General features: G+C 53.6%; 20 protein-coding genes and 1 pseudogene. 5 read left to right on the top strand and 16 right to left on the bottom strand.

All coding sequences use genetic code 11. The features are described from left to right. Nucleotides 1-43: 43 nt before the first annotated feature. Together ACZ47M_RS00450 and ACZ47M_RS00445 are read right to left on the bottom strand one after the other, a co-directional pair. Nucleotides 44-787 (bottom strand): anaerobic ribonucleoside-triphosphate reductase activating protein, encoded by a 744-nt coding sequence (locus ACZ47M_RS00450; protein WP_315341127.1) that lies wholly within the window; start codon nt 785-787, stop codon nt 44-46. A gap of 19 nt (nt 788-806) precedes the next feature. After that, nucleotides 807-2,645, bottom strand: coding sequence for an anaerobic ribonucleoside triphosphate reductase (locus tag ACZ47M_RS00445; protein ID WP_315341130.1), 1,839 nt, complete (start codon nt 2,643-2,645; stop codon nt 807-809). A 319-nt stretch (nt 2,646-2,964) separates the two neighbouring features. Here ACZ47M_RS00445 and ACZ47M_RS00440 point away from each other — a divergent pair, with 319 nt between their 5' ends. Further along, the gene (locus ACZ47M_RS00440; protein WP_315341133.1) at nt 2,965-3,981 is read left to right on the top strand and encodes a tetratricopeptide repeat protein; all 1,017 of its coding nucleotides are present in this window, start codon (nt 2,965-2,967) and stop codon (nt 3,979-3,981) included. On the opposite strand, the gene ACZ47M_RS00435 is transcribed toward ACZ47M_RS00440, so the two are convergent. The 8 genes and pseudogenes from ACZ47M_RS00435 to ACZ47M_RS00400 all read right to left on the bottom strand — a co-directional run bounded on the left by ACZ47M_RS00435 (nt 3,978) and on the right by ACZ47M_RS00400 (nt 8,837). Continuing rightward, nucleotides 3,978-4,799, bottom strand: coding sequence for an ABC transporter permease (locus ACZ47M_RS00435; RefSeq protein ID WP_315341135.1), 822 nt, complete (start codon nt 4,797-4,799; stop codon nt 3,978-3,980). The genes ACZ47M_RS00440 and ACZ47M_RS00435 overlap by 4 nt on opposite strands. Further along, a pseudogene (locus tag ACZ47M_RS00430) lies at nt 4,786-5,589 on the bottom strand (ABC transporter permease). The gene ACZ47M_RS00435 and the pseudogene ACZ47M_RS00430 overlap by 14 nt, the downstream one beginning before the upstream one ends. 1 nt (nt 5,590) lies before the next feature. Next, a complete protein-coding gene (locus ACZ47M_RS00425) occupies nt 5,591-6,565 on the bottom strand; it encodes an ABC transporter ATP-binding protein (protein WP_315341138.1) in 975 nt (324 codons plus the stop codon). Nucleotides 6,566-6,616: 51 nt separating this feature from the next. Next, nucleotides 6,617-6,892, bottom strand: coding sequence for an elongation factor 1-beta (locus ACZ47M_RS00420; RefSeq protein WP_315341141.1), 276 nt, complete (start codon nt 6,890-6,892; stop codon nt 6,617-6,619). A 20-nt stretch (nt 6,893-6,912) separates the two neighbouring features. After that, nucleotides 6,913-7,086: a zinc finger domain-containing protein gene (locus ACZ47M_RS00415; protein ID WP_315342108.1), complete on the bottom strand. Its 174-nt coding sequence runs from the start codon at nt 7,084-7,086 to the stop codon at nt 6,913-6,915. Nucleotides 7,087-7,232: 146 nt separating this feature from the next. Then, entirely contained in the window at nt 7,233-7,685 is a 453-nt protein-coding gene (locus tag ACZ47M_RS00410) for an Lrp/AsnC family transcriptional regulator (protein WP_010479479.1), read from the bottom strand. 62 nt (nt 7,686-7,747) lie between these two features. Continuing rightward, nucleotides 7,748-8,302, bottom strand: coding sequence for an XTP/dITP diphosphatase (locus tag ACZ47M_RS00405; RefSeq protein ID WP_315341145.1), 555 nt, complete (start codon nt 8,300-8,302; stop codon nt 7,748-7,750). Between the two features lie 46 nt (nt 8,303-8,348). After that, on the bottom strand, nt 8,349-8,837 hold the full coding sequence (locus tag ACZ47M_RS00400) for an adenosine-specific kinase (protein WP_315342110.1): 489 nt from the start codon (nt 8,835-8,837) through the stop codon (nt 8,349-8,351). A 55-nt stretch (nt 8,838-8,892) separates the two neighbouring features. On the opposite strand from ACZ47M_RS00400, the gene ACZ47M_RS00395 reads away from it, so the two are divergent. After that, the gene (locus ACZ47M_RS00395; protein WP_315341148.1) at nt 8,893-9,819 is read left to right on the top strand and encodes an Lrp/AsnC family transcriptional regulator; all 927 of its coding nucleotides are present in this window, start codon (nt 8,893-8,895) and stop codon (nt 9,817-9,819) included. Here ACZ47M_RS00395 and ACZ47M_RS00390 read toward each other — a convergent pair whose 3' ends face one another. The 3 genes from ACZ47M_RS00390 to ACZ47M_RS00380 form a co-directional block, all read right to left on the bottom strand. Then, entirely contained in the window at nt 9,820-10,764 is a 945-nt protein-coding gene (locus ACZ47M_RS00390) for an SPASM domain-containing protein (RefSeq protein ID WP_315342115.1), read from the bottom strand. It abuts the gene before it with no gap. 94 nt (nt 10,765-10,858) lie between these two features. Next, complete coding sequence (locus ACZ47M_RS00385; protein WP_315342117.1) at nt 10,859-11,311, bottom strand: molybdenum cofactor biosynthesis protein MoaE; 453 nt, start codon at nt 11,309-11,311, stop codon at nt 10,859-10,861. A 33-nt stretch (nt 11,312-11,344) separates the two neighbouring features. Then, entirely contained in the window at nt 11,345-12,064 is a 720-nt protein-coding gene (locus tag ACZ47M_RS00380) for a ThiF family adenylyltransferase (RefSeq protein WP_315341151.1), read from the bottom strand. An 81-nt stretch (nt 12,065-12,145) separates the two neighbouring features. Here ACZ47M_RS00380 and ACZ47M_RS00375 point away from each other — a divergent pair, with 81 nt between their 5' ends. The 3 genes from ACZ47M_RS00375 to ACZ47M_RS00365 are packed head-to-tail and all read left to right on the top strand — an operon-like array spanning nt 12,146 to nt 13,469. Next, on the top strand, nt 12,146-12,475 hold the full coding sequence (locus ACZ47M_RS00375) for a hypothetical protein (RefSeq protein ID WP_315341154.1): 330 nt from the start codon (nt 12,146-12,148) through the stop codon (nt 12,473-12,475). A 48-nt stretch (nt 12,476-12,523) separates the two neighbouring features. Then, nucleotides 12,524-13,192, top strand: coding sequence for a deoxyribose-phosphate aldolase (gene deoC, locus ACZ47M_RS00370; RefSeq protein ID WP_315341157.1), 669 nt, complete (start codon nt 12,524-12,526; stop codon nt 13,190-13,192). Continuing rightward, a complete protein-coding gene (locus ACZ47M_RS00365) occupies nt 13,182-13,469 on the top strand; it encodes a family 4B encapsulin nanocompartment shell protein (RefSeq protein ID WP_010479498.1) in 288 nt (95 codons plus the stop codon). Before deoC ends, ACZ47M_RS00365 begins: the two co-directional genes overlap by 11 nt. On the opposite strand, the gene ACZ47M_RS00360 is transcribed toward ACZ47M_RS00365, so the two are convergent. From ACZ47M_RS00360 to trxB, 3 genes are all read right to left on the bottom strand, one after another. After that, nucleotides 13,470-14,075, bottom strand: a complete 606-nt coding sequence (locus tag ACZ47M_RS00360) for a hypothetical protein (RefSeq protein ID WP_315341160.1) — start codon at nt 14,073-14,075, stop codon at nt 13,470-13,472. It abuts the gene before it with no gap. 66 nt (nt 14,076-14,141) lie between these two features. Continuing rightward, nucleotides 14,142-15,503, bottom strand: a complete 1,362-nt coding sequence (locus ACZ47M_RS00355; protein WP_394356302.1) for an acetyl ornithine aminotransferase family protein — start codon at nt 15,501-15,503, stop codon at nt 14,142-14,144. 150 nt (nt 15,504-15,653) lie between these two features. Further along, nucleotides 15,654-16,646 carry a thioredoxin-disulfide reductase gene (trxB, locus tag ACZ47M_RS00350; protein WP_315341163.1) on the bottom strand — a complete coding sequence of 331 codons (993 nt, stop codon included), beginning with the start codon at nt 16,644-16,646 and terminating at the stop codon, nt 15,654-15,656. Nucleotides 16,647-16,700 lie beyond the last annotated feature (54 nt).

Raw genomic sequence — 16,700 nt, 5'->3', positions numbered from 1 at the left:
ATTTATAAACTTTTCGGTCAGTCCCGGTGAACCCCATGAATGTTCAGGGGACCCCAGTTTGCCGGGCAGGGCCTTCGGCAAGGTGATTTGTATAGACTTCAACGCCAAGTCCCTCGAGCTTCTCCCTCAAAGCTTCCACTTCCTCCGAGGGCCAGCAGTGGTTTGAGCACCAGATCTCGTCCCTCGGATTCGTCAGCGGTTTTCCGACGAGGGGGTTCAGGACGATGTAAAAGTCAGTGTCAATGCCTCTGAGCGCCTCCTCTACCCACGGCCAGGCATCGAAACCCTTCGCAACCGGAATCCTGAGTTCAAGCTGGAGGCCGTACTCTGAGACCGTCTTGAGCCCTTTAAGGAACAGCCTCCAGAGCCCTTCGCTTGCTTTCTCTGGAAGGCCGTAGAGAGCGACCGGGGGTGCCTTGATGTCAGTCGCTATGTGATCAACGAGATCTGCCTTCAAAAGTCTCTCCAGCGGGTTAACAATGGTCAGGTTTGTGTTCAGGCTCACCGGCACGCCAAGGATCTTTACTTCCGCTAAAAGAGCTCCCAGCTCCCTCCACTGCATCAGTGGTTCCCCGCCCGTTATGTGGAAGTAATCAATCAGGGACTTGCTGGACTCTAGTTCATCCAAGAGCTTCTCCCCATCGAGGGGGAAGCAGTCCAGGCCCTCAGCTATGCGCCAGTTGTGGCAGAAGGGGCACCTTAAGTTACACCCGCAGAGCCAGAGGGTGAAGGTTACCTTTCCGTGCACGTCAACCATGCTGACGCTCTTCCATCCGCTCGTGAGCATTTGACCACCCCAAAATGAATCAGGGGGAGTAGTGCCTTCTCGTCCAGAACTCCCTCTTCCTGAATGGGTTCCAGTTCTTGAGGGGTCTGTAGTAGCCGATTATCCTGCTCCATATCTCGACGTTCTCGCTCCCGCAGCGCGGACAGTGGGTGTATAATCCAGTGGTGGAGTAGTTGCAGGAGTTGCAGACTGTAATGGCTGGGGTGTAGCTCCAGTAAACCAGCTCCGTCTTCATAAGCCTCTTCGTGAGCCTCGCCAGCGCCTCGAGATCGGGTTCCTCGCCGAGGAATATGTGCATCATGACCCCACCGGTGAAGCTCCTCTGGACCTTCTCTTCAACCCTTATCCTGTCGGCAAGATCTATGCTGCCATAATAGGGCGCTATGCTTGTCGAGTAAATCGGGTTCTCGGGGTCGCCGAGGTAGTCCCTGAGCTCCGGGAACTCGCGCAAGTCCTTTACGGCAAGCTTTGCCGCGGCGCTCTCCCCGGGCACTTCCTCGACGTTCCAGGGCGTCCCGGTTTCGCGCATCCACTCCCTGGCCTTGGCCGTTGCGAACTCGACCATCTCCTTCATGAGCTCTGCCGCTTTAATCCAGTCCTTTTTCGTGCCCTCCTCCCAGAGCTTCGGTTCGTTGAGGTAAACCGCGGCCGCCTCTGGCAGGCCAAGGATTCCGATGGTGTTGAAGTGACTCCTCGGGAACTCCTCGAGGTAGAGGCGGATCATCTGGTACATCTGCCCGTAGTTGGTTATGAGCCCCACATAGCGCCCCCTGAACCAGTCCGTTGTTTTCCTCGCGATTTCGAGGGTTTTCTCGTACTCCTCCCAGAACCTGTCGTCGTCTCCCTTCGCTTTGAGGGCGAGCCTCGGTAGATTGACGGTCGTAACGTTTACCGAGCCCGTAACGTCTGGCATGGCCCAGAGGCCACCGAAGCGCTGTCTTTCCACTTCTTTAAGCCACTGTTCTTTTACATCCTCGGCACTGAAGCTAAATTTCATTTCGTTTTTGTCAATCACAAGCCGGCAGCACATTGAAAAGCTGGCATCGGGATCAACCACGTTCGTGTTCAGCCAGTAGAAGCTTCCGCGTTTTGCCGCCGTCGTGAAGAGGGCCTCAAACACCTCCGGGTCGTCCCATAGCATCTTCGCCGTGACCATTATCGTGGGAATCGGGAATGTGAAGGGCTGGCCCAAGGCATCCCCTTCCCTCAGGACTTCCGTGAGGGCGATAAAGAACTCCCTGGCTTCCTTCTCGTACTCCCCGAGTGGTTCGGCCTTTTTCCCGGCGTAGACGGCGTAATCTCCTTCGAGCATCTTCTTTGGAGCGTCGAGTGTTACTGTGAAGTTTGTAAAGGGGGTCTGCATCCCTACCCTGCTCGGATAGTTGAGGTTGTAAACGAGCCTCTGGATCTGCTGTTTGATTTTACTTCTGTCGAGGCTTTCACGCCTTATGAAGGGCCCGGCATACCACTCGACTGAGCTGAGCGCCTGGGCGCCGCTGAAGTAGTGTTGCATCGTTATGAGGTAGTTCGCTATGTGGTCAACGTAGGTGTCGAAGTGTTTGGCTGGCCTCGATACTATCGTGGGCGTCCTGAGGCCCTTTTCGAGGAGTCTGGCGGTGCTGTGGCCCGTGCAGTATGGGACATAGAGGCTGTAGGGGAGCTTGTGTATGTAGATGTCGCCGGAAAAGTGGGCTTCCTTTCCTTCCTTTGGGACGAGCGAGACGCTCTCCTTCAGGGCCTCCTCCATGACGTAGGCGAAGAAGCCCGTCGGCCCCGGGTAGCGGTTGGCGTTTTCAAGGACGTCAAGGCTGTTCCAGCCAGCGTACTCCTGGATGATGTCCTTCTTCACTTCCTCCATTTTGATCACCTGGATAAATTGTCCATGTGTAGGGATTGAGGAGGGGAATATAACCCTTTGCCTTGAACCATTGGACAAAATGTCCAATTGGTCGGGAAGTTTATTTGAAAATATCAGACACTCTCCTCAATCATGGGATATTTGACGGACAAGATGACAAAAGGAAGAGAAAAGTCTTATAAATTGCGACAATTGATGGTCATAATGTTAAAATTACGCCGAAAATTCTGGCGATACTCCAATTCTGCTCTTAATCTTAAAGTCCCCGCGGGCCATAGCTTTTTAACCCTCCTGGAGAACCGGGGAACGGTGATTTGAAATGAACATCAAAAAAGAGTGGGAAAATGCCCTGAAAAACAGGGACTGCGAGAAGCTCCTCGAGCTCTTTGACGATTACGTTGATTCCATCGAGGACGAAGAAACACTCAGAAAAGAGCTGGAAAGGCTCAAAGAGGTCGCCCTTGAGTGCGAAGACCCCTACGAGCTGGCGCACGAGATTGGCCACGTCTACGCGCACCTCGACGATGTTGAGGGTGGAATAGAGCTCTATAGAAGACTTGTCGAGAAGAACAAAGACGACCCGGAGGAGTACGCGACGGCGCTTTACTACTTAGCGGATGCGTACGAGCACTTTGGAAAGCCGGAGAAGGCGGTAGAAGTTTATGAGAAGCTTTTAAAGCACGAGGAAGAGGTGCTGAAGAACGAGAGGGAGATTGCCTTAACTTTAGCGAACCTCGCTGTGAGCTACGATGAGCTCGGGGAAACAGAGAAGGCGATAGAGCTGATGGAGCGCGCAAGGGAGATGTTCGAGAAGCTCAACGATGAGAAGAACCTCATGATAAGCCTCCTCGATTTGGCCCACTTCCACTACGAGCTCGGTAACTACGAGGCTGCTGAGGCCATCATAAAGGAGATCCTCAGGAGCCCCAGGGACGATGAGATAGAGATAAACGCGAAGCTCATCGAGGCGGAAATCCGGGCGGGCAAAGGGGACTACGGCAAAGCCTTCAAAGCCCTGCGCGATGCCCTCGTTAAGGCCATTGACGTCGGCGATGAGGTGTTTGAGGTTGTCTTTGAGACGCTCGTTGACTTCATCGAGGGGCTCTTCAACGAGGGCGCCTACGAGGCGGTGGCAAAGAACATGGACGCCTTTGCCGAGCTCTTCGAGGATGACACTGCTTACTTCTTCAGGGCCATAGCCGAGCTTGCCCGCTGGAAGGCCAATGAAGAGGGGGCAAAGGAGCGTTTCGACGAGCTTCACTCAAAGGTTGAGAACGAGGAGCTGAGGGCCATACTCGATGAGTGGAAGAGGCCCAGGCTGGGCTTTGAGCTTTAGTAGCCCTTCAGCCCTATTTTTCTCGCCTGTTTTTCGCTCCATTTGTATGCCAGATAGCCGAAAAGGGTGTAAGCCGCGGAAACCAGCAGGAGGTGGGCTATCTCTCCCCTGGCCCCCCAAATCCCGTGAACAACGGCTTCTCTGAGGGCTTCGGTGGTCGGAGCGTAGGGGAGGGCCTTTGCCATCAACTGGAGAGGTTTGGGGAGGATTGAGATTGGATACATCGCCCCGCTGAGGGCAAAGACGAGCATTTCAAGGATGCTTATGAAGGGCCCGGGATCGCGGAAGTAGAGGACGATTCCAGCGGCTGCTAAGCCCAGGCCCACCATTCCGGGCGTTCCGAGGAGGAGAACGGCCAGCCCCCTGAGGAACGGGATGACATCTATTTTCAGGTTGAAAAGTACGGCAAAGAGGGGTATGTAAACCAGAAGGAACACCCCGTTGAGGACGAGCCTGACGAGGACGTTGCCGAGGAAGAAGGTTATCCTCCTCATCGGTGAGGCGAAGGAGTACTCAAGGGTTCCAACGTAGAGCTCGTCAACCACGCTCCAGACGAACCCGCTGAGGAAAGTCAATCCAAAGCCGAGAACCATGAAGCCGAGGACGGCAAAGAGGAGGTAGTCCGAGTAGCCGGTGAGTTCCGCCAGGGATTCCGAGTACCTTTTGCCTGTCAGCCCTATTCCGATGAGGAGGGCGTTGCCAGCGAAGAAAAACCCCATGAGGATGTCGCTGATGAACCAGAGCCTGTAGCTCAGGAAGACCTTCCAGTTCTTCCTTGCCACCCCTGCGAGGGCTCCCAGCTCTTCAGTAGCCGCCATAGCCCATCACCCTGGCTGTTTTCTCCGCCCACCTGAACACCGCGTAGCTCACGAGCCAGTAGAGGGGCGTTAATATGACGAGCCACAGGGTCTCATCAGTTACGGCTGAATAAGGCATCCCAACGAGTAGCTTTCTGACGGCGCTGGCGGCATGAGTTAGCGGGATTAGCTTAGAGGCCGAAGCGACCCAGTCCGGGAGCGTTGAGAGGGGGAAGAAGACGCCCGAGAGAAAGAGGACCAGGAACTCGAATATCTGAGCAAAGGGCCCTATGTTCTTGAGGGCCATCACGAGGCCAGCGAAGATTAAGCCCGAGCCGAGGAAAGCCAGGAAGGCCAGCCCTACAACGGGAAGGGCCCTGAGAAGGGCTGTTCAGGAGAGGCTCACTCCAAAGGTCACCACTCCAGCTAAGAAGACGATGGACATGACCACGGAATCCATGAGCATCCAGCCTACGGCTAAGCTGATAACCATCTCCAGGAGGCCAGTGGGAGAGGCCACGTTGCTCTCCAGCGTCCCCCTCTGGAGCTCCTGTCTGACCCCCCACACGGACGCCTCCAGCGGTGAGGACGAGACCCACCAGAGGACGTAGCCTATTAAGGCATAGGTCGGGTAGTCGCCGACCCCCGTGGAGGCCTGGAGGAGGGACGAATACCTCCCGCCGAGGATTGCTTCCCCGAAGTAGACGAACTGCACGAGGAACACTATCCCGACTAAGATCGAGCTCAGAACCCTGAGCGGATAGCGGAAGAGCATCCTGAACTCCTTTTCAATGACCGCTAGAAAGGCCATCTCAATCCCTCAGCGCCCTTCCGGTTAGCTTTATGAACACATCTTCTAGCGTCGGCTCGACCCTTTCTACCGATAAAACCTTTGCCCCGGCCTTTATGAGGCTCTCAACGACCTTTGGCAGGTCTTCCTCGTCGAGGTTTCCCCTGAGGACGAGGGTTCCGCGCGTTGGATCCTCCCCAGAAACTGTTAACCTCTCGTCAACGGCCTTCACCTTTTCCGACCTAAGGTTTTTAACCCGTATCTCCACCGTTTCGCCCTCGCTGACGAGCTTCTTGAGGTTTTCCGGCGTGTCGAGGGCTATTATCCTACCGTGGTCGATTATGGCAATCCTGTCGCAGAGTTTTTCTGCCTCGGCCATGTAGTGGGTCGTCAGGAGAACCGTCTTGCCCTCCTCCCGCACGAGCCTCTCCACGAACTCCCTGACGAATACGGCACTCTGGACGTCGAGGCCGAGGGTGGGCTCGTCCAGGAAGAGAACCTCGGGGTCGTTTATCAGAGCCTTGGCTATGGCCAATCTCTGCTTCATTCCGCGCGAGAAGCCCATAACCAGGTCGTTCCTCCTCTCCCAGAGGCCGACGAGCTGGAGGAGCTCCCTTATCCTCTTCTCAGCTTCGTCTTTTGGAACGTAGTAGATGCTGGCGAAATAGCGGAGGTTTTCATAGGCGCTCAGCCGCCAGTAGAGTGTTCTCTCGCCCTCGGCAACGAGGTTTATTCTTCTCCTGACTTCCCTTGCCTGGGTGACGACATCGTAGCCGAGAACCTTTGCGCTTCCCCCGCTCGGTTCAAGAAGGGTCGTGAGTATCTTTATCGTCGTGGTTTTTCCAGCACCGTTTGGGCCAAGGAGGCCGAATAGCTCTCCTTTTTCGACTTTGAAGGAGACGCCTTTGAGTGCTTCTACCCACTCAACCGGCCTAAAGGGTAGAGGTATTCTCTTCGGGTAGCTCTTCCTCAGGTCATTGACCTCAATCGCCGGCATCGTGACAAAATCAGAATGGACTTAGAAAAAGGTTTCTGGGGCAGAGAGCCCTCAGATCCTTGAAACTGTCTCAACTTCGGCGCTCTCAACGTTCTCAACCTGTCTGAAGGCCTCGAGAACCTGGTCGAAGTCGTAGCCCTCTTCGTCCTTAGCTAAAACGTAGAACTTGAGGGCGACGAGGCCAAAGGCTATGGGCTCGCGCTCGACCTTGGCGAGGCCGAACTTCTTTGGAAGCGCCTCTTTGAGCTTTGCCTCGAGCTCGTTGAGGTCGACCTCCGGATCGGTCGGCATGACCTTGACGACACCGACGAGGTTGAAGTCGCCCATCCTTTTCACCTCCTCCTAATTCACGGCCCCTCCCAGCCGCACTTGGGGCACTTGTAGGGGACGTTCAGGACCCTGCAACTTTCGCAGCGCCAGATGATTGCCTCACCACAGTTCGGGCAGATGAAGTGGGTGGCGTGCTCCCTTGGGGTTATCTCTTTTCCACATGATGTGCATACGGGTATCTCGAACTTCATCTCCACTGCGAACACCTCCAAGAAAGGTGGTTTTTAGCCACTGGAAAGCGTTCCGGGGTTCCACTTATAAATCTTTCGAAAGAGGGCTCATTGTTCCTCGCTTCATCACCAAAATCAGAAAGGAGAACGCCAATCATTGCCCTCCCTTAGATCTCTTCTTTTACCGACACGAAGGAGACCATGGTAACAGTTTGGCTAATACCCTTTATTTCCCTGAGCCTGTCAATAACTATCTTCCCGATCTCCTCCGAGTTCCTTGCCCTCACCTTTATCAGGAGGTCCCATTCTCCGGTGATTATATGGACTTCGTACACTCCATCAAGGGCCGCGACCCTCCTGGCGACTTCTCTCTGGTTTATGCCCGAGTCCGGATCATAGCGGGCGAGTATAAATGCTGTAGTTCCCAAATCGAGTTTTTTGTAATTTGGCTTTATCGTGAACTTCTCTATGACTCCCTCGTCAACGAGCTTCTTTATCCTGTAGTGTACTGTTGTCCTGGGTATCTTCAGCTTCTTGCTGAGGGAAGCTATGTTCTCTCTGGCATTTTCCCTCAACTCTTCAAGAAGTTTAAGGTCTACCTCATCAATATGCCCACTCATCCCTATCCCCTGTCGTTGCTGCCATCTGTTCAAATTGTTGCCCGAGGGATTGAGGTTTCTTCTTATTTAAGGTTTTCTTTTAGCCAGGTGGCAAAGGCCTTAAGGGCCCTTCCCCTGTGGGATATCCTGTTCTTTTCTTCAGTTGTCATTTCGGCAAAGGTCTTCTCAAAGCCCTCCGGCCTGAAGATCGGATCGAAGCCAAAACCCCCCGATCCCAGGGGCTCGGTGGTTATTTCACCGTCTACCCTCCCCTCGAAAGTGTGAAGTTCCCCGTCCCAGTAGGCTATCACGCTCTTGAAGTATGCTTCCCTGTTTTCTACCCCCCTCATGAGCTTGAGGATTCCCCTAATCCCGAGGGTTCTGTAAACGTACGCTGAATAGACCCCTGGGAAGCCATTGAGGGCCTCAATGAAGAGGCCGGAATCATCGAGGAAGAAGGGCTCCTTAAATCTCTCCGCAATCCACCTGGCCCCGTACTCGGCGACTTCTTCCAGGGTATCCGCCTGGATTTCGGGATAGCCAATCTTCACCTGGTATACCTCGATTCCAAGAGGTTCCAGGTATTCCCTTGCTTCCATTACCTTGCCCGAGTTGGAGGTAATAAAGGCCAGCCTCATGAAATCACCTGAATGGAGAAAAGGAAGAAACATAAAAAGCTTTACATCAGTCTATTTTGTAGCCGATTTTCTCAACGAGTTCCCTTCTCTCCTTCTTCTGTTCCTCTGTCTCTATTCTGTTGGCGGCTTTTCCATCGACCACTCCAAGAATGCTTCTTCCCAGTTCTGTCTCGGCCACTATGACCTGGAACGGATTCTCGCTGGCCCCGTAAACCATCGCAACGGCCGGATGATTTTTGACGGTGTTCAGAACGTTAATCGGGAAGGCGTTTCTCATCAGAATTACAAAGACATGGCCTGCACCGATTTTGAGGGCGTTCTTTGCCGCGAGTTGCTCCAGCTCCGGGTCGTTACCCGTGAACCTGGTGAGCTGGGGTTTGGCCTCGTTCATGGCTATTCCAAACTTTATTCCGGGTACGGCCGTGAGAAGTGCCCTGGCTAAATCATCGACTGTGAATATTGAGAAGTTGCCCTGTCCGATTATTACCTCAACGCCCTCAGGTTTTTCAATGTCTAGTACTTCTATCTTCACCACCGCAACCACCGATAAAGATATAACCGTCTCAGATTTAACCTTTTCGTGGAGCATCATGCCGGGGGAGGAGTTTTCCCAGTCTGAGATGGAGTTTCTGATAGGCATACTGGAGAAATACCCAACGGAGAGCCTCAAGAAAATAGCCGAGCTCGAGGGCATCGACTACTACCGGCTAAAACGTCTCTACGATAAATACTACGGAACAAAATTCACGGTTAATCCGGTGTATGACATTAAAAAGCTCGGCCTCAGGAGCTTTGTTGCCTTTCTCTCCGTTCCCCGGGAGGATCTCTTTGAAGTTGCCGATAGAATGAGGGCGAATCCTTTTATCGTTTATGTAAACGCGATGTTCGGTTTTAAGAACGGTATCTCGGCGATACTGTACATCCCCAAGGATCAGGTTGACCTCGTTGATGATCTGCTGGCCAAGTACTCCGAGGACTATGAGTACTACGAGATGAGAAGTTATCTACACTACTCGGGCGACGATAACTTTGGCGACTGGTACTTAAGCTATCCCTATGCCCAGCTCATGGATCTTCACTTCTGGGATGCTCGAAGACCCATTTCGGAGATAGCTAAAACCCTCGGAAAGAGCCGATCCACTGTAAACTACATGCTGGACAGGCTTAAAAAGGAGAAAATAATACTTGAGTACATAGCTGTGGTTGATGCTCCAGCCTATGACAGGGGAGTTCTTGGCCTGACCAGGGTATTTAACGATGAGGTCCTCGAAAAGTTTGAAGAGTACGAAATACAGGTGGGGTTCTCCCCGAGGGATGGCTGGTATCTTATTGAGTGGTATTTCTCCTCAAAAGAGGATCTGGCGTCGAAAATTATGGAGTTCAGCAAGTACGTTGAAAAGCTCGGTATTGAGTATTTTGATGTTCTGAACCCCATAATGGAGAAATACAGAGAATGGCGCTTTTCGGGGATGGTAAGAAAGGATGGAAGGGGGTACCGCTGCATACTCGATTTTTGATTAGAGCAGGATTGAGCAGTACTCAAGGCCGTCTATCTCTCCCGTGGCCTGGTATTCAAGGGCGCGACAGTCGTGGCACAGGTACCTGAGCGGACAGGCTGAGCATCCCTCTATTTTGTCCTTTGTCATTTTCCAGAATTCCTTGAGTTTCTTCTTCTTTCTTATCCCCCTCAAGTCCCCTTTTCTCACATCCCCCACAACGAAATTCCTGAGAAGCGGGCAGGGTGTTATATATCCGTCGGCGCTTACTGCAATTGTCCCTGCCAGACAGTCGTGGTACATCTGTGCCGTTGGGTTTTCGCCCATCCTTTTCTCGATAACATTGAACTTCAAAAACCGGGCCGATTTTGGATACAGCAGGTCCGCGTATATTTCGAAGTCACCCGTTTCGTCGAGCCTGTTCAGGAATGTTATCGCTTCGTCGAGCTTCTCTTGGGGAATCATCACCAGAAGCCCGTTCACGTTGGGGTTTAGAGAGACCTTCAGTATCCTGTCGGGGTCATATTCGAGCTCTACTATGGTTCTGGTTCCTTCAACAACTTCGTATTCATCTAAATCCTCCTCGAGAACAACGACGTTCACCTCCGGGATCCCAACTTCAGCTGCTATCTTTGCTACCTTCGAGAGGTCCCTTGGGCTGTCGTAGTTCGTTATCCAGACTTCTTCCCCGTTGAGGGCTCTAAAATCCCGAAGAACGTTTCTGATTTCCTCTTCACTGAGCCTTTCCCTCCGGAGGAAGAACCTGTTGTTTCCTATGCAGCCCATTGACCTTGGTATCCCGTGCGCCTCGTCGAACCTGCCCTTACCTTCTCCAAGCTGGAGTATCAACCGCTCTACATCCCCGCTGTGGGCTTTTTTGCTCCATGGTGGCTTCCCAACGGTGACGTTCTGGGGGGTTCCACCAACTGAGGGGATAGCCGGCCAAGTTTTTACCGCCTCAACCATCAACTTCACCAGAAGAGGTTGGGGGATCACATATAAATACTTTTTCTATGCGAATTTTGCATTTAACCGAAGATAGTAACAAAAAAATGGCGAACTACTTGCCATGGTAATCCTTTGCGGGGACTGCTTTATCCCCTTCAATCCAGAAGGCCCCTTCTTCGGTGATCTCTTTTTTCCATACCGGGACTCTTTTCTTTACCTCGTCAACCGCCCACATGCAGGCTTCGAAGGCCTCTTTTCTGTGGGGGGCCGATGCCACCACCAGTATGGTATCTTCTTCAACTTTCAGTTCCCCCCTCCTGTGCCATATCAGCATGTCAGTTATTCCGAATTTTTTCAGCGCCTCTTCCCGTATTTTCTTCATTTCTTCCACGGCCATTTCGTCGTAGACCTCGTATATTAGCTTTAGAACCTTCCTTCCCCGGCTCTGGTTCCTTACCTTTCCCAGGAAAATGACGTATCCTCCGGCTTCGGGGTTTGCTATTGTTTCGGTTGCCCTGCTAATGTCGAACTTCCCCTCCAGCACGGCAACTTTCTCGTTCACCATTTTCGACACCTTCGTGGGTTTTTGTCCGGATATTTATGGGTTCTCTTTCGTGGAATCTTTCAGGTTTATGATCTCGAAGGTGTTGTAGGCAAGATCCACTATCAGTAGCTTGTTGAGAAGGGGTTCTCCGAGTCCTGTTATGAGTTTTAGCACTTCCATAACCTGGATGGAACCTACGAAGGCCGCCGTTGCCCCGATTATCGGGAACTTGCCCTCCTTCTCCCTAACGTTTCCAAAGATTTCTCTCAGGCTCATGGTTTTTCCCGGAACTATCGTTGTCACTTGGCCATAGGTTCTCTCAACGGCCCCGTGAACGAGGGGTTTTCCTGTTCTCTGAGAGTAATCGTCGAGTATGAACCTGGTCTTAAAACTGTCCAGGCAGTCAACTATGATGTCCGCGTCCTTTAGGACCTTATCGACGTTTTCCTCGGTTATCCTGGCCACTAATGGGGCGATCTCGATTGATGAGTTGAATCTCCCGAGTTTCCATGCTGCTGAGACGGGTTTTGGGTTCTTACCCAGGTCCTCTTCCCAGTGGAGTATCTGTCTGTTGAGGTTGCTTAGCTCCGGCTTCTCCGAGTCCACTAAGAGTATTCTGCCCACTCCCGCCGCGGCCAGATAATACGCCACCGGGGATCCAAGGCCCCCGACGCCGACGACAGCAACGGTGGCGTTCTTCAGCTTTTCCTGTCCTTCGGTTCCCCACACCATTATCTGCCTATCATACCTCTGGAGGTCTTTCTCGCTGAGCATCCCATCACCAAAAACTCATTCCCTCCGGAGTTTATCACCTTTTGGACAAACGTTTTTAGGGCCTAACGGGATCCCTCTGCGGTGTCGGTCGTGGGGGATGTTGCCTGGAATGCTGCTAAGGCACAGCTTTTGAGGGAGGGTTACCTTGAGGTCGGTGACTTCAGGGTAGAGCTTACCCTTGACAACACTTTCCTGGACTTCGAGTACGTTCCCAGGGTGGCGGTTTACCACGGGAAAAGGGGGTGGTACGTGGTGAGAAACCCAATCCCCAAGGGGGAGCGGCTTGATGAGTGCTGGGAAAACGCAGTCTCTTTTCTTGAGAAGGTCGTCAGAGGTGAGGTGATTCCTGACCTCGGGGAGGAGGAAGTCTCCAGAGAGTTCGCCGAAGCCCTCAGGAGCACCCTGCTGTAGCAAAATTGCTATATACCCCAAGCTCTAAACATGCCTTTGGTGGGGGGAATGGACATAGCTAAGTATATCGATCACACTAATCTCAAGCCCTATGCCACCTCTGAGGATATAAAGAGGCTCTGTGACGAGGCAATTCAGTACGGCTTCTACGCGGTCTGCGTCAATCCTTACCGAGTTAAGCTTGCCAGGGAGTACCTGAACGAAAAGAAAGCGGACGTTAAAGTTGCCAGCGTGATAGGTTTCCCGCTTGGGGCAACTCCAACCGAGGTCAAGGTCTTCGAGGCGAAGAAAGCTTTGGAGGACGGTGCCGATGAGCTCGACATGGTCATCAACATCGGCGCGCTTAAGGACAGAGACTACGACTACGTAAAGAAGGACATCGAGGAGGTCGTTAAGGTCACCCACGAAAAGGGTGCCAAGGTCAAGGTCATCATTGAGACCTGCTATTTAACTGAGGAGGAGAAGGTCAGGGCCTGCGAGCTGGCAAAAGAAGCTGGAGCGGATTTTGTTAAGACTTCCACGGGTTTTGGCACCGGGGGAGCGACGGTTGATGACGTTAAGTTAATGAGAAGGGTAGTCGGAGAAGGGATGGGTGTCAAAGCCTCCGGGGGCATAAGAACTTACGAGCAGGCGCTGGCCATGATAAGGGCAGGGGCCAACAGGATAGGCACCTCGAGTGGAGTTGAGATCGTGGGGGGAGCTGGGAATGCCGACTAAAGAGGAAGTCCTTGAGATAATAGAAAGAGCGGCCCAAGAACTGAGGGAGGAGGGCCTCACACCGGACATTCTGTTGGCTGGGCAAGAGTTCATGAAGCACGCGAGCGGGGCAGTTGATGGTCTCGGGCTCTCCGTTTATGTGGTCAAGGAGCTCGAGTTCGATGCAGTCATAGCGGACTCCAGGTACCTCGGACAGATGAGAAAGGCCTCAAAGAGGATCTCCATAGAACCCCTCCTCGTCGAGGAGGACGTCTGGGAGGAGATAGAAAAGCTTTGATCAGCCCCTTTTCTCTATAGGGCCTGGCCACTTCTCTAACTTTCTTGCAGCCACCACCAGAGCAGTCCCGAGGAGAAGACCAGTTGTGATTGAAACCACCATTGGTGCCAGGGCCTCCGTGGCGTCCTGGAGCGGTATCCCCTTGAGGGCCCAGAGGTAGACCTCTTTGCCCCCGACTAATATTGTCCCCCCGACTATAGAGCCCGGCAGCAGGGTTGAGAACTCGCTTCCCGCCCTTCCCGTCTTTCCCACAATCCACCCTGCGAGAATGGAAAGGAGGAGCAGGATCAGGGTGCCTTCCGGGTTTGGCGATAGAACGTACTCGCCGGCAGCAAGCCCCATGGCCGCCGCTATCCCGGCCAGCTCACCGAAGGCGAGGGAGAAGAAGAAAAACCCCACGTAACCGAGGGTCAGGAACGACCCGTCTGGAAGGCTTTTCTTACCAAAAACGTGAAGAGCAAGGGTTATGGCGGTGGAGAGGGCCGTTATCGGGATTATCAGGTTCATGCCAAGGTTGAACTTCCTCCTGTTTTTGAAGATAAACGCCACGTAAGCGGTGACTGTTAAAAGTGAGATCGCCTTGAGGGTTTCCACACCAATCTCCATTCCGATCCCAGAAGGGGGTATCCTGCGGGGCTTAAATCTTTTTCTTAAAGAGAGAAAAAGGGGGAATCAGTGAACCCTGTAGCCGTGCCTCTCGCTGACCCTGTGTATGGCCTTTTCCACTATGTCCAGGCCTATCTTGGCCTCCTCTTCATCGATGGTCAGCGGTGGGATGAGCCTTAGGGAGCTCCTTCCGCAACCGAGGGTGGCCAGGCCCATCTTGAGGGCCTCCACGACTATCTCGTTCCTCTCCTTTGCCGCGTACTCTTTGGTCTTCCTGTCCTTTACGAACTCAAGGCCCCAGGCAAGACCAATGCCGCGGACGTCCCCAACGAGCTCGTACTTCTCCTTAATCTCCTCAAGCCTCTCCCTGAAGAGCGGCTCGAGCTTCCTGGCGTTCTCCATGAGGCCGTTCTGGAGCTCGTCTATGACGGCCAGAGCCGCCGCGCAGGCGAGGGCGTTTCCGCCGAAGGTGTTGCCGTGGACTCCTTCCTTGCCAAAGTCGAGGTCAGCCCTGAATATGGTGGCCCCTATCGGGACACCGCCCCCAAGGGCTTTGGCGACAGTTATTATGTCCGGGGCGATGCCGAAGTTTTCTATTGCCCACATCTTCCCTGTCCTTCCCATTCCCATCTGGACCTCGTCGTCAATGAGGAGTATACCGTACTTGTCGGCCACCTTCTTGAGCTCCTTGAAGAAGTTCTTCGGCGGAACTACGTAGCCGCCTTCGCCCTGTATTGGCTCGAAGATTATTCCCGCAACCTCCTCCGGCGGAACGTAGTGGTGGAAGAGGTAATCCTCAAGGTACTCGAGGACCCTGTTTATGAGCTCGTCCGGGTTCTCGTAGCCGTCGATGTGCCAGGGGTTCCTGTAGGGGTTCGGGTAGGGGATGTGTTCAACGCCGGGCATCGTCGGGAACATCCTGCTCCTGTGGACGGGCTTGCTGGCGGTGAGGCTCATCGTTCCGTGGGTCCTCCCGTGGAATGCCCCAATGAAGGCTATGAAGAGCTTCCTGTTGGTCGACCACTTGGCTATCTTGAGGGCCGCCTCGTTTGCCTCGGTTCCGCTGTTGCTCAGGAAGACCTTCTTCTCAAAGTCGCCCGGGGCGATCCCTGCAAGCCTCTCCGCGAGCTGAACCTGGTAGGGGTTGTAGTAGTCAGTTCCGGCGGCGTGGATAACCAGATCAAGTTGCCTCTTCACGGCCTCGATTACCCTCGGGTTCCTGAGGCCGGCGTTCAGAACGCCTATTCCGGATGAGAAGTCGAGAACCCTGTTGCCATCGACGTCGATCCAGTAGTTGCCCTCGGCCCTCTCTATAACGAGGAAGTACTCGTTGGGGTCGTTCGTCGTGGTGGCCATGTACTTGTGGTGCTTCTCTATTATTTCCCTCCCCTTCGGCCCGGGGATCTCTTTAACCTGGGGTCCCTTCATCCACATCACCGGAGGGGCTTGAAAAAACTCCTATATAAGCCTGTGTTCATCGATGAACATTTTTGTTCGAAGATTTTTCGAGAGAACCCAGAAAATTCCCAATGGGGAGAGATAGGAGAAGGCAAAAACACCGAGGGGAGGGCCGGGAATTCACTCGGCAACCTTCGAGTTCCACTCGTCGAGTAGCTCCTTGGCGGAGTTGGCCGCTATCGCCCCCTGGCCTATGGCGACCGCTATCTGCTTGAAGACGTTGGTTATGTCCCCGGCGGCGAAGATTCCCGGAATCTTTGTGCGCATGTGCATGTCCACCGGAATGTAGCCGTAATCATCTGTTATTCCGAGGTGCTTGACGAAGTCCGTCTTCGGCTCGTAGCCGACGAAGATGAAGACACCGTCGACCTTCATCTCCCACTCCTCTCCGGTGACGAGGTTCTTGAGCTTAACAGCCTCGACCTTGCTGGTTCCCTTGATCTCCGTCACGACGGTGTTGAATATAGCTGGGATGCCGCTCTCCTTAAAGCGGTCCTGGAGTACCTTGTCGGCCCTGAACGTGTCGCGCCTGTGGATTAGCGTGACGTCAACGCCTATGCTCTTCAGATATAACGCCTCCTGAAGGGCGGTGTTTCCGCCGCCGACCACTACAACCTTCTTGCCCTTGAAGAGCGGGCCGTCGCAGGTGGCGCAGTAGGAGACGCCCCTTCCCGTGAACTCCTCTTCCCCTGGAACGTTGAGCTTCCTCGGTGCGGCTCCAACGGCTATGATTATCGTCCTGCCTTTGTACTCCCTGCCGTTCTTTGTCTTCACAGTGAACTTGCACGGCCCCTCGTAGTAGGCGCACTCCGCCGGGTCAATCCTCTCCACCTCGTCGAAGACCACATCAACTCCCAGCTTCTTGACTTGCTCGTGCATCCTCCTTGCCAGCTCTGAACCGCTTATCCCTTCGGGAAATCCGGGGTAGTTCTCTATGAGGTCCGTCAGCGCCATGTTTCCGCCGAGGTCTTTGCTGATGATGAGGGTCTCCAGGCCGTAGCGGGCCGCGTATATCGCCGCCGTGAAGCCTGCCGGCCCCGCTCCAATTATGAGCACGTCCCATGTTTTATTCTCGTACTCACCACCGCGTGAAAATCCCCCAAGGCTGAACATTTTCTCACCCCAGGTTTCCTAACGTGGCTTATTTAAAAGCATTATTGCCCGGAA

This window comes from Thermococcus waiotapuensis, assembly GCF_055384795.1.
Note: the sequence above shows the minus strand (reverse complement) of the source record. Positions and strands in the feature narration are given on the sequence as shown.